This window comes from Streptomyces tanashiensis (genome assembly GCF_014648895.1).
Classification (GTDB): domain Bacteria; phylum Actinomycetota; class Actinomycetes; order Streptomycetales; family Streptomycetaceae; genus Streptomyces; species Streptomyces tanashiensis.
Map to the genome: position 1 here is coordinate 278955 of NZ_BMRZ01000001.1, position 11883 is coordinate 290837.

General features: G+C 75.1%; 11 protein-coding genes. 8 read left to right on the top strand and 3 right to left on the bottom strand.

The genetic code is table 11. The annotated features are described in order from the left end of the window. Positions 1-7 precede the first annotated feature (7 nt). On the bottom strand, positions 8-601 hold the full coding sequence (locus tag IE237_RS01195) for a DUF4240 domain-containing protein (RefSeq protein ID WP_229842178.1): 594 nt from the start codon (positions 599-601) through the stop codon (positions 8-10). Between the two features lie 101 nt (positions 602-702). Continuing rightward, positions 703-3114: an endopeptidase La gene (gene lon / locus IE237_RS01200; protein ID WP_189799895.1), complete on the bottom strand. Its 2412-nt coding sequence runs from the start codon at positions 3112-3114 to the stop codon at positions 703-705. A 131-nt stretch (positions 3115-3245) separates the two neighbouring features. Between lon and IE237_RS01205 the strand changes: the two genes are divergently transcribed. The 7 genes from IE237_RS01205 to IE237_RS01235 all read left to right on the top strand — a co-directional run bounded on the left by IE237_RS01205 (position 3246) and on the right by IE237_RS01235 (position 9288). Next, on the top strand, positions 3246-3893 hold the full coding sequence (locus IE237_RS01205) for a GNAT family N-acetyltransferase (RefSeq protein WP_189799896.1): 648 nt from the start codon (positions 3246-3248) through the stop codon (positions 3891-3893). 87 nt (positions 3894-3980) lie between these two features. Continuing rightward, entirely contained in the window at positions 3981-4514 is a 534-nt protein-coding gene (locus IE237_RS01210) for a hypothetical protein (protein WP_189799897.1), read from the top strand. 114 nt (positions 4515-4628) lie between these two features. After that, entirely contained in the window at positions 4629-5225 is a 597-nt protein-coding gene (locus IE237_RS01215) for an RNA polymerase sigma factor (RefSeq protein WP_189799898.1), read from the top strand. Then, entirely contained in the window at positions 5222-6463 is a 1242-nt protein-coding gene (locus IE237_RS40465; protein WP_229842179.1) for a zf-HC2 domain-containing protein, read from the top strand. The genes IE237_RS01215 and IE237_RS40465 overlap by 4 nt, the downstream gene beginning before the upstream one ends. Further along, positions 6460-7257: an ABC transporter ATP-binding protein gene (locus tag IE237_RS01225; RefSeq protein ID WP_189799899.1), complete on the top strand. Its 798-nt coding sequence runs from the start codon at positions 6460-6462 to the stop codon at positions 7255-7257. Before IE237_RS40465 ends, IE237_RS01225 begins: the two co-directional genes overlap by 4 nt. A gap of 40 nt (positions 7258-7297) precedes the next feature. Then, a complete protein-coding gene (locus IE237_RS01230) occupies positions 7298-8620 on the top strand; it encodes a hypothetical protein (RefSeq protein ID WP_189799900.1) in 1323 nt (440 codons plus the stop codon). Positions 8621-8679: 59 nt separating this feature from the next. After that, positions 8680-9288, top strand: coding sequence for a hypothetical protein (locus IE237_RS01235; RefSeq protein WP_189799901.1), 609 nt, complete (start codon positions 8680-8682; stop codon positions 9286-9288). A 13-nt stretch (positions 9289-9301) separates the two neighbouring features. On the opposite strand, the gene IE237_RS01240 is transcribed toward IE237_RS01235, so the two are convergent. Then, positions 9302-9943: a TetR/AcrR family transcriptional regulator gene (locus IE237_RS01240; RefSeq protein WP_189799902.1), complete on the bottom strand. Its 642-nt coding sequence runs from the start codon at positions 9941-9943 to the stop codon at positions 9302-9304. Between the two features lie 184 nt (positions 9944-10127). On the opposite strand from IE237_RS01240, the gene IE237_RS01245 reads away from it, so the two are divergent. After that, positions 10128-11873, top strand: coding sequence for a glycoside hydrolase family 3 protein (locus tag IE237_RS01245; RefSeq protein WP_189799903.1), 1746 nt, complete (start codon positions 10128-10130; stop codon positions 11871-11873). Positions 11874-11883: the final 10 nt, after the last annotated feature.

Here is an 11883-nt window from a genome sequence, read left to right on the forward strand (position 1 = left end):
CCGGCTCCTAGGAGCCGGAGGCACCGGGCGGGAAGAGGGCGGTGAGCCGGGGTATCGCCAACCCCTCCGGCCGAGGCCCCCGGGACTCCCCGTCCTCTTCCCACTCCCCCGCCGCCTCCGCGGCGTCCTCCGCCTCCTCGACGGCGTCGAGGAACTCCTCGCCGTCGTCGCCCTCCTGGCCCGTCAGCTCGTCCCACGCGTCCTGGGCCACGTAGTCGAGCTCCTCCCACTCGGGCCACTCGTCGTCGTCCCAGGAGTCGTGGTGCCGTCCCACGAGCGCCCGCACGCCGGGCACGTCGGCCAGCGCGTCCGGATCGGCGAGGACCGACTCGTACACCTTGCCGCCCTGGCCGACCAGCCAGAGCGTGAAGTAGTGGAAACCGTCGTCCGTGCAGTCGCCGCCCTCGATCCGGTTCGCCGCCGTCCACACCGCGCGCGTGTCGGCGCGCTCGCACGCCCGCTCCAGCCGTACCTGGAACTCCACACTCTCGGCCGCCGGACGCCCCAGCAGCTCCTCCCGCAGCCACTCGAGGCGTTCGTCCCGGTCACCGGTCCGTCGGCCCAACTCGTCGATGAGAGCCCAGAAGGCGTCGTCGTTCATGCGTACGAGCATGCCAGCCGCGACCGACATCCGGGTACCGGGTTCCGGGTACGCCGGAGCGGGGTGCCCGCCGGGGGCACCCCGCTCTGCTACGGGGGGAGTTACGCGGCCACGTCCACCGGCACCACCGCCGGGGCCAGGGCGATCTCCAGGACCTGGCGGACGTCCGTCACCGGGTGGACCTCCAGCTTCTCCAGGATCTCGGCCGGGACGTCGTCCAGGTCGGCCTCGTTCCGCTTGGGGATCACGACCGTCGTGATGCCCGCCCGGTGCGCGGCGAGGAGCTTCTGCTTCACTCCGCCGATCGGCAGCACCCGGCCGGTGAGGGAGACCTCGCCGGTCATGGCCACGTCCGTACGGACGAGCCGGCCGCTCAGCAGGGAGGCGAGGGCGGTCGTCATGGTGACGCCCGCGCTCGGCCCGTCCTTGGGCACCGCGCCCGCGGGGAAGTGGATGTGCACGCCCCGGTCCTTGAGGCCGGTGACGGGCAGCTCCAGCTCCGCGCCGTGCGAGCGGAGGAAGGAGAGCGCGATCTGCGCCGACTCCTTCATCACGTCGCCCAGCTGACCGGTGAGGGTCAGACCGGCGGCGCCCGTCTCCGGGTCGGCGAGGGACGCCTCCACGAAGAGGACGTCACCGCCCGCGCCGGTCACGGCGAGCCCGGTGGCGACACCCGGCACGGCCGTCCGCCGCTCCGCCGGGTCCTGGGCCGACTCCGGCACGTGGTGCGGCCGCCCGATGAGCTCCCGCAGGTCGTCGGGGCCGACGGCGAACGGCAGCTCGCGGTCGCCCAGTTCGTGCTGGGCCGCGACCTTGCGGAGCAGCCGGGCGATCGCCCGCTCCAGGGTCCGGACACCGGCCTCGCGGGTGTACTCGCCGGCCAGCTTCCGCAGCGCGGACTCCTCCAGGACGACCTCGCCCGCCTCCAGACCGGCCCGCTCCAGCTGGCGCGGGAGCAGGTGGTCACGGGCGATGACGACCTTCTCGTCCTCCGTGTAGCCGTCGAGGCGCACCAGCTCCATGCGGTCGAGGAGCGCCTCCGGGATGGCTTCGAGGACGTTGGCCGTGGCCAGGAAGACGACGTCGGAGAGGTCGAGTTCGACCTCCAGGTAGTGATCGCGGAAGGTGTGGTTCTGCGCGGGGTCGAGGACTTCGAGGAGGGCGGCCGCGGGGTCGCCGCGGAAGTCGGAGCCGACCTTGTCGATCTCGTCGAGCAGGACCACCGGGTTCATGGACCCGGCCTCCTTGATGGCGCGGACGATCCGGCCGGGCAGGGCACCGACGTACGTCCGCCGGTGGCCGCGGATCTCGGCCTCGTCCCGTACGCCGCCGAGGGCGACCCGGACGAACTCGCGGCCCATCGCGTGGGCGACGGACTCGCCGAGGGAGGTCTTGCCGACGCCGGGCGGGCCGACGAGGGCGAGGACGGCTCCGCCGCGGCGGCCTCCGACCACACCGAGGCCGCGCTCGGAGCGCCGCTTGCGCACCGCCAGGTACTCGGTGATGCGCTCCTTCACGTCGTCGAGGCCGGCGTGCTCGGCGTCCAGGACCGCGCGGGCGCCCCGGATGTCGTACCGGTCCTCGGTCCGCTCGTTCCAGGGGAGTTCGAGGACGGTGTCCAGCCAGGTGCGGATCCAGGAGCCCTCGGGGGACTGGTCGCTGGACCGCTCCAGCTTCTCGACCTCCTTGAGGGCGGCCTCCCGCACCTTCTCGGGCAGGTCGGCGGCCTCCACGCGGGCGCGGTAGTCGTCGGACTCGTCGCCCTCGGCCTCGCCGTTGAGGTCGCGGAGCTCCTTGCGGACGGCTTCGAGCTGACGGCGGAGCAGGAACTCGCGCTGCTGCTTGTCGACGCCCTCCTGGACGTCCTTGGCGATGGTCTCGGCGACGTCCTGCTCGGCGAGGTGCTCGCGGAGCTGGGCGGTGGCCAGCTTGAGGCGGGCGACCGGGTCGGCGGTCTCCAGGAGTGCGACCTTCTGCTCGACGCTGAGGAAGGGCGAGTATCCGGAGTTGTCGGCGAGGGCGCCGACGCCGTCGATCTGCTGGACGCGGTCGACGACCTGCCAGGCGCCGCGCTTCTTGAGCCAGCTGGTGGCCAGCGCCTTGTACTCCTTGACCAGTTCGGTCACGGAGCCGGGCAGCGGGTCGGGCAGGGCCTCCTCGACGGTGCCGCCCTCGACCCACAGGGCGGCGCCGGGGCCGGTGGTGCCGGCGCCGATGCGGACGCGGCCGAGGCCGCGGATGAGCGCGCCGGGATCGCCGTCGGACAGGCGTCCGACCTGTTCGACGATGCCCAGGACGCCGGTGCCGGCGTAGGTCCCGTCGACCCGCGGCACGAGCAGCACGCGGGGCTTCCCCGTTCCGGTGCGGGCGGCGGCCTGGGCGGCCTCGACGGCGGCCCGTACGTCGTTGTCCGACAGGTCCAGCGGCACCACCATTCCGGGCAGCACGACCTCGTCGTCGAGCGGCAGCACAGGCAGAGTGAGCGGCACAGACGCCATGGACTCAGAAGCCATGATCTCCCCTTCGGCAGTCAAGTTGAGCTATACGCACTCAATGCTTGTGAGCCCGAGGATGTTCCCGGACGTTCGTTCGCTCTGAGCGATCACCCTCGCACGCACCCGCGTGGAGCAGATGTAATGCCCACATGGATATTTCGGCTATTACGAAAGTCTGGGTGGCGGGCTGGACCGTCTCCCGGGGCACCCCGTCCGCCGTCACCGAGCCCTGGGGCTACCGGATCGACGTCGGCCTGCCCCGGCACGTCGTGCGGCACGTCCTGCCCGCCCCCGACGCGGCCTCCGTCGGCGCGCTCTGCGCCCGGCTCACCGCGCCGTACAGCTGGCTCAAGGTGATGGCGGGACCGGAGGAGGTGGAACCGTGGATCACCGAGGGATGGACCGTCCCCGACGACCCGGGCTTCATGATGGTCAAGCCGCTGGACCCCGGCGCCCGCCCCGCGCCGCCCGAGGGGTACGCCAGGACCACCGAGGTCCAGGACGGTGTCGTCCGGGTCCGGATCCTCGCCCCGGACGGCGCCCTCGCCGCCCGCGGCCAGATCGCCCCCACCGGCTCCACCGCCGTCGCCGACCAGATCGAGACCGACCCCGCGCACCGGCGCCGGGGCCTCGGCGCGAACGTCATGCGCACCCTGGAGGCCGCCGCCGCCCAGGCCGGCGCCACCACCGGAGTGCTCGCCGCGACCACGGACGGCCGCGCGCTGTACGACTCGCTGGGCTGGCACCACCGGGGCCCGCTCACCGGGATCGTCCGCACGGGGCCCGAGGACGACTGACGGGGCGGATCCCGCGCGGGACCCCGGACGGGGGGAATCCCGGGCGTCCGGCTGCGCGCGGGACCCCGGACGGGGCATGCTCGACCCATGGCGAGAGGCGTACGGAGGACGTGGTCGTGGTGCGGGGCCCTGCTGCTCGCGGGGGCCCTGGCCGGCGGGGTGAGCGGCTGCGGCCCCGGAGTGCCGCCCGCGCCCGGCGGGTCGCCGTCGAGCGTCGGCGCGCCGGCCGTGCCGAGCCCCACGACCGAGCCCGGCACACCGGCGGCGGACCCCCAGCCGGGCGAGGTCCTCGTCGAGGTGGTCGTCAACGGCGGCTTCGCGGGCGTCCGCAACCAGCTCGTCGTCCACTACGACGGCAGCTGGACCAGCCGCGCCGGCACCAAACCGCCCCGCACCGGCAAACAGACCCCCGCCGAGGCCGCCGAACTGCGGGCGGCCCTGGAGGACCCCGCGTACGCCCTGGTCCCGGAGCGCCCGACGGGCAGCCCGGTCGCGGACGGCTTCCAGTACTACGTGACGTACCGCCACCGCCTGGTCGTCGCGGGCGACGGCGAGCGCCCGCCGGCCCTCCAGCGCGTCTTCGCCGCCCTCCCGGAGGGCGGCCCGCCGACGAGCCCGTGAGCGCGTGAACCGGGATGCTCTGCTTTCCGGCGAGCCCGTGAGCGCGTGAACCCGTTGGCGCGTGAACCCGTGAGCGCGTGAACCGGGAGACGGCCTCCCGGCGATAGAGAGGGCGTGAGACTGTTGCGCCCCGCAGGGGGAGGCCCCTCCGGGGGCGACGAGGACGACGACGCGGCGCTGCTGCGCGCGGTCGCCCGGGGGGACACCCAGGCACTGGCCGTGCTCTACGACCGGCACGCCGGCTGGCTGCACGCCCGGCTGGCCCGGCGCTGCCCGGACGAGGAGACCGTCCGGGAGGTCCTCCAGGACACCTTCGTCACGGTCTGGCGCTCGGCCGGCGGCCACCGGGGCCGCGGCGAGGCCGGCGGCTGGCTCTGGGTGATCGCCGCCCGGCGCCTGGTGGACGCCCGGCGCGCCGGCGCCCGGGCCGAACGGGCCGCCGCCCGGCCCGCGGAACCGGCCGGCCCCGCGCCCTCCGCCGAGGACCGGGTCCTCGCGGGCCTGGAGTACGGCGAGGTCGGCGCCGCCCTCGACCGGATCTCGCCCGAGCTCGCCGAGGTCCTGCGGGCCACCGTCGTCGACGGGCTGACCACCCGCGAGACCGCCCGGCTCCTCGGCATACCCGAGGGCACCGTCAAGACCCGCGCCCTGCGCGCCCGCCGCGAACTCCGCGCCGCCCTCGGCCCGCACCCTCTGGGAGGCACCGCATGACGGCCCCCTGGCACGTCTCCGACACCCTGGCCCACCGGTACGCGGCGGGCGCCGCGCCCGAGACGGACGCCTGGTCCCTGGAGAAGCACGTCGAGTCCTGCGGGTCCTGCGCGACCCGCGTCTCGGCGGCGGTCCGCGCGGGCACGGCGGGCCCGGCCCTGGCCGCGATCCGCGCGGACCTCCTCGCGTCCCTCGGCCACGTACCGGCCGGGGCGGACACGATTGCGCCCGCCACGCGCGGGCGTGGCCACGAACCGGTCGCACACCCACCGCACACCGCGGCGAGCACCACGCACCCGCAGGCCGGTACGCCGGCCCCGGCGACGCACGGCGAAACAGCCGCCACGCGCGGGCGTGGCCACGAACCGGTCACGCACCCACCGCACACCGCGGCGAGCACCACGCACCCGCAGGCCGGTGCGGCGGCCCCGGACCGGCCGGAGCTCGGTGCGGCGGCCGCCGCGGTGCACGCTGCCCCCGCCGGAACAGCCGCCACGCGCGGGCGCGGCAAACCCGGCTCGCACCCCGGCCCCGCGCCCGTCGCGGCGTCCCCGGCCCGCCCGGGACCCGCCCGCGCGGGCCTCGCGGCCGGGCCCGGGCGGATCGCCGTCGCGCACCCGCTCGGGCGGTGGGCGCGGATCTGGTGGGCCGCCGGGCCCGCGCTGCGCGGCTCCTGGATCGTGGCCGTCGCGCTCGTCCTCGGCGGGGCGTTCGCGCTCGCCCACGCGGCCGGGTTCCGGGGTGCCCGGAGCTGGCTGCTCGCCGTCTCCCCCCTCCTGCCGCTCGCCGGGGTCGCCGTCTCGTACGGACGGCACGCCGATCCCCTGTACGAGATCACCGCCGCCACCCCGTCGGGCGGCCTGCGGCTGCTGCTCACCCGTACCGCCGCCGTGCTCGGCGTGTGCGTACCGCTGCTGACCGCCGGCGGGGCGCTGCTGCCGCCGGCGGCCGGGACCCCGGGGGCGGCGGCCTGGCTCCTCCCCGGCCTGGCCCTGACCCTGGCCACGCTGGCGCTCGGCTCGTTCGTCGGCTGCCGTGCGGCGGCCGCGACGCTCGGCGGCGGGTGGCTGCTCGCCGTGACAGGCCCCCTGCTCGGACCCCAGGGGCAGGGCGCGGCCGGCGTCGCCCGGTACTTCGCGGGCCCCGCCGTGCAGGGTGCCTGGGCCGCCGCGGCGCTCGTCTGCGCCGCCCTCCTCGCGCTGCGGCGCCGTTCCTTCGACCACCTGGAGACCCGGTGAACCCCTCGGCCACCGTCGCGGTGACCGGACTGACCGTCCGGCACCGCCGTACCGTCGCCCTCGACGCGCTCGACCTCTCCCTCGGCCCCGGCGTGCACGGGCTGCTCGGCCCGAACGGGGCCGGGAAGACCTCCCTCATCCGGGTCCTCGCGACCGTCGCGGCGCCCTCCTCCGGCCGGGTGGAGCTCCTCGGGACCGACTCCGCCGGCCACGGCGAGCGCACCGCGATCCGGCGCCGGCTCGGCTATCTGCCGCAGGAGTTCGGCTACTACCCGGCCTTCACGGTGCGGGAGTTCGTCGCGTACGTGGCCTGGCTCAAGGAGGTGCCGGCCGACCGCGCCCCGGCGGCCGTGGAGCGGGCCGTCCGTCGCGTCGGGCTCGGGGACAGGATCGACGCGCGCATGAAGACGCTGTCGGGCGGGATGGTCCGGCGCGCCGGGATCGCGCAGGCCATCGTCAACGAGCCGGAGCTGCTGCTGCTCGACGAGCCGACCGCCGGACTCGACCCGGAGCAGCGCGTCGAGTTCCGCGCGCTGCTCCGGGAGCTCGGTACGCGGGCGACCGTCGTGGTCTCGACGCATCTGGTCGAGGACGTGGCGGCGGCCTGCACCGACGTCGCCCTCATCGAGGCGGGACGGCTCGCGTTCCAGGGGGCGACGGCGGAACTCGTCGCGCTCGGCGGCGAGCCGGCCGAGCCGGGCGGCTCGCCGACGAGCGCCGTGGAACGCGGCTACACGACCGCGCTGCGCGCCCACCGGGGCCCCACGGGCCGCGCGCGGGAGTCGCTGCGATGACCGGGACCTCCGCCACCCCTCGTACGAAGGAGACGCCGCGGTGACCGCGACCCTCACCCCGTCCCGTACGGACGCACCCGCGCGCGTACGGGCGGCCCGCCCGCTCCGGACCGAGCTGCGCCGGGGGCTCGGGCCCTGGGCCGGCGCCGCCGTCGCGGTCACCGTGCTGGTGGCGATGTACGGCAAGGGACCGCAGTGGCAGACCCGCTGGACGGACGTGACGGCACTGCTGCACGTGACCGTCGGGCTGCTCGGCGGGCCCCTCGCGCTCGCGGCCGGCTGCTGGCAGGGGGGCCGCGACCGGCGGCGCGGCACCACGGAGCTGTGGGGATCCGTCCCCCGCTCCCCGCTGCGCCACCTCCTCGTCTCGGCCGCCCCGTCCGCGCTGTGGCCCGCCGCCGGCGTGCTGCTCGCCGACACCGTGTCCCTGCTGGCGACCTGGCCGTACACCTCCGTGGGCCGCCCCTTCCTCGAACTCCTCGCCGCCGACGCGGTCGCCGTCGCCTCCCTGGGCGCGCTCGGGCATCTCGCCGGACGGCTGGTCCCCTGGCGGCTGACGGCCCCGCTCCTGGGGATCGTCGGATACGTGGGACTCGCCATCGGCACGTACACGCAGTCGGAGGCCCGCTGGCTGAGTCCGGCCTCCGAGTACACGTACCCCTGGGCCCGGACGGTGTGGTGGTTCGGGCCGGTGTCGATGGCGTGGACGGCGGGGCTCGCCCTCGCCGCGCTCCTCGCGTACGGGGCACGTCCGGCCCGTCTGCGGGCGTTCGCGCTGATCCCCCTGGCGGTCGCGGTCACCGCCGCGGGGCTGATCCTGCGCCTGCCGTCGGACGAGGGCCCGTGGCGGCTCGATCCGACCCTGACCCGCGCCGTCTGCGACCGCGGCAGTCCGCAGGTGTGCGTGACGGTCCTCGACGAGAAGCTGCTCTCCGCCGTGTCGGAGGCCCTGGCCCCGCTGAACGCGCGCCTCACGGGACTGCCGGGCGCTCCGACCCGCTGGGCGGTCGGCCCGGTCGACCCCCGCCCCGGCGACGTGGAACTGCCCGATCCCACGCAGGACATGGTGCGCGGACGGGTGGAACGCGCCGATCTGTACCGCAACTCCGCCGTGGCGCAGCTCTTCGCGGACACGTGCGAGCCGGGCGACCTCATGGGCCCGAACGCCGAGCGGGCGAGCCTCGTCAACGCCGCCGTCATCGAGTGGCTGGCGCCGACACCGAGCGACTTCGGGCCCGACACGGCCGTCGCCCAGCCCTACATCGACCGGCTGAACGCGAAGTCCCCCGCCGCCCAGCGCGACTACCTGACCCGCTACCTCGCGGCGAACCCCTGCCACCCGGACGAGGTGCCGATCCCATGAGCCTCAAAGGCTCCTTGACCCCCTGGGGCCCCTTGAAGGCCATGAATCCCCTGAGCCCGATGAGTCCCCTGCGGCTCTACGCCCGCTCCCGCGCCCTGCCCGCCGCCCTCGCCGCCCTGGCGGGCACGGCGGTGGCCGCCGCCTGGGCGGCCCACTGGCTGGTGTCGCTGCCGGCGTTCGACCACACGGCCCGGCTGCCGGTCGTGGTCTTCGGCCCGCTGCTCGCGGCCGCCGCGATCGGCACCGGTCTGCACACGCCGAGCGACGAGCTGGACCGTACGGCGGTACGCGCGTGGTGGCCCCGCCGGCTGGCCCATCTCCTGGGCGCGACCGTCCTCGCCGTGGCGCTGCTCGCCCTGGCGGTGCCGGGTCACGCGGAGGCGTTCGGCGCGCCGGCGGCCGTACGCAACACCCTGGGCCTGGCGGGCGTGGCGGCGGCCGGAGCCGCGCTGATCGGCGCCCGGCTGAGCTGGCTGCCGCCCGTCCTGTTCGTGGGCGGGGTCTATCTGGCGGCCCCGGGCGAGCCGGGCGGTGCGGCGGACTGGTGGGCGTGGGTGATGCAGCCGGGCCCGCAGGGCGGGTCGTGGACGGTGGCGGTGGCGGCCTTCACGGCCGGTGCCACGCTGTACGCGTGGCGCGGCGCGCGCCGCGCGACCGCCGCCTCCTGACACGGACCTCGCGTCACTCCTGCGGGGCCGCGATCTCCGCGTACCGGCGCCGGAGGTACGCGCCCACCCGGGCCGGCATGTCCATCGAGGACGGGTCGAGGGCCCACTGGATCTGGAGGCCGTCCATGACGGCGAGGTGTTCCTGGGCGACGGCCGGGCAGTCGGTGTCGGCGCGGAGTTCGCCGCGCCGGACGCCCTCCTCCAGGAGCGCGACGGTGTGCCGGAGCACGCGCGCGTAGCGCTCCCTGAAGTACTCGTGGGCGGGGTGGCCGATGTTGCCGGACTCGCCCACCAGGACGTTGAACATCCGGACGATGCCGGGGCGGCGGGTGTTCTCCTCGATCAGGGCGACGAGGGTGTCCAGGTAGTCGGCGTACGAGTCGGGATCGACGCTGAACAGGCGCTCCTCGTCGTGCTGTTCGCTCTGCGCGAGGACCGAGAGGAGCAGGTCCTCCTTGCTGCGGAAGTGATGCAGCAGGCCGCCCTGGGTGATCCCGCAGTCGTGGGCGATCCGGGCGAGGGAGGAGGCGTGGAAACCCCACTGCCCGAAGTGGTCGACGGCGGTGTCGAGGATCTTCTGGCGGCGTGCGTCACCGACCGCGTAACTGCCCCTGCCCCCGCTCTTGCGGGGCGTTCGGCCCGTGTTCTCCGGCATGCGGCCCACCTTAACCGGGCCCGAAATAGGGCTTTCATCCTGTGATCCAGGACACAAAGCAGAAACCTAGTGGTCACTCGGTTTTCACGCTTAGCCTGTGGTCGCCCAAGGTCGGCACCGCCGCCGGCCCGTGACCGCCGAAGCCTTCCCCGCGCCCTTCGGTCGATCAGCCCCGGAGCCAGCCATGCACCCGTACCAGGACCCCGCCCGCCCCGTCGACGAGCGCGTCGAGGACCTCCTCTCCCGCATGACGCTGGAGGAGAAGGCCGGACAGCTCTTCCACACGATGCTGATGATGAACGCCGACGGCACCCCGGTGACCGAGGCCGACGGCGAGACCCTGGAGCTCGGCACCCCGCAGCTCGTCCAGGACCGGCAGCTGACCCACTTCAACCTGCTCGGCAGCCACGGCGCCCGCGAGATGGCCCTCTGGCACAACGCGGTCCAGGAGATGGCGGCGAGCACCCGGCTCGGCATCCCCGTCTCGCTCTCGACCGACCCCCGCCACGCCTTCACCGACAACATCGGCGCCTCCTTCAACGCCGGCGCCTTCTCCGCCTGGCCCGAGGCCCTCGGCCTGGCCGCGATCGGCGACCCGGAGCTGGTCTTCCGCTTCGCCGACACCGTCCGCCGCGAGTACCTCTCCGTCGGCTTCCGCACCGCGCTCCACCCGCAGGTCGACCTCGCGACCGAACCCCGCTGGTCCCGCCAGTCCGGCACCTTCGGCTCCGACGCGAAGCTGACGGGCGAACTGGTCCAGGCGTACGTCCGCGGCCTCCAGGGCCCCGAGCTCGGCCCGGACTCCGTGGCCGCGATGGTCAAGCACTTCCCCGGCGGCGGCCCGCAGAAGGACGGCGAGGACCCGCACTTCCCGCACGGCAAGGAGCAGGTCTACCCGGGCGGGATGCGAGAGCACCACCTGGAGCCGTTCAGGGCCGCGATCGCCGCCGGCTGCTCGCAGATGATGCCGTACTACGGCCAGCCGGTCGGCACCGACTGGGAGGAGGTCGGCTTCGGCTTCAACAAGGGCGTCATCACGGGCCTCCTCCGCGAGGAACTCGGCTTCACCGGCATCGTCTGCACCGACTGGGGGCTGCTGGAGGACGCCCGGATCCTCGGCGAGACGCACGAGGCCCGCGCCTGGGGCGTCGAGCACCTCGGCGTGGCCGAGCGGGCCGCGAAGGCGCTGGACGCGGGCGTGGACCAGTTCGGCGGCGAGGAGTGCCCCGAAGTGATCGTGGAGCTCGTCACGACGGGCCGGATCACCGAGGCGCGCGTCGACGCCTCCGTACGGCGGCTGCTGCGGGAGAAGTTCCTCCTGGGGCTCTTCGACGAGCGCCGGTACGTCGACCCCGACGAGGCCGCCGAAACGGTCGGCCGCGCCGACTTCGCCGCCGCCGGCGCCGCCGCCCAGCGCCGCTCGCTCACCGTGCTCACCGACGGCCCGCTCCCCCTGTCGGGACGGCCGAGGCTGTACGTGGAGAACGTCGACCCCGCGGTCGCGGCGGCGTACGGCGAGGTCGTCGCCGACCCGGCCGAGGCCGACCTCGCGGTGCTGCGGCTCCGCACCCCGTACGAGGAACGGCCGAACAGGTTCGAGTCCTTCTTCCACTCCGGCAGCCTCGCCTTCGCCCAGGAGGAGCTGGACGCGGTCCTCGCCCTCCTGGGGACCACTCCGACCGTGGTGTGCGTGAACCTGGAGCGGCCGGCCGTCCTGCCGGAGATCGCCGAGCACGCGGCGGCGCTGATCGCCGACTACGGCGCGAGCGACGGGGCCCTCCTCGACGTGGCCTTCGGCCGGGCGAAGGCGGCGGGGAGGCTGCCGTTCGAGCTGCCGAGCTCGATGGCGGCGGTGGCGGCGTCCCGGCCGGACGTCCCGAACGACACGGTGGATCCGGTGTTCCCGCACGGCCACGGCCTGGAGATCTGATCCGGGATCC

Bases quoted from the DNA above. Each gene is read 5' to 3' on its own strand.
- IE237_RS01195 (WP_229842178.1), bottom strand. From the start codon at position 601: ATGAACGACGACGCCTTCTGGGCTCTCATCGACGAGTTGGGCCGACGG.
- lon (WP_189799895.1), bottom strand. From the start codon at position 3,114: ATGGCTTCTGAGTCCATGGCGTCTGTGCCGCTCACTCTGCCTGTGCTG.
- IE237_RS01205 (WP_189799896.1), top strand. From the start codon at position 3,246: ATGGATATTTCGGCTATTACGAAAGTCTGGGTGGCGGGCTGGACCGTC.
- IE237_RS01210 (WP_189799897.1), top strand. From the start codon at position 3,981: ATGGCGAGAGGCGTACGGAGGACGTGGTCGTGGTGCGGGGCCCTGCTG.
- IE237_RS40465 (WP_229842179.1), top strand. From the start codon at position 5,222: ATGACGGCCCCCTGGCACGTCTCCGACACCCTGGCCCACCGGTACGCG.
- IE237_RS01235 (WP_189799901.1), top strand. From the start codon at position 8,680: ATGAGTCCCCTGCGGCTCTACGCCCGCTCCCGCGCCCTGCCCGCCGCC.
- IE237_RS01240 (WP_189799902.1), bottom strand. From the start codon at position 9,943: ATGCCGGAGAACACGGGCCGAACGCCCCGCAAGAGCGGGGGCAGGGGC.
- IE237_RS01245 (WP_189799903.1), top strand. From the start codon at position 10,128: ATGCACCCGTACCAGGACCCCGCCCGCCCCGTCGACGAGCGCGTCGAG.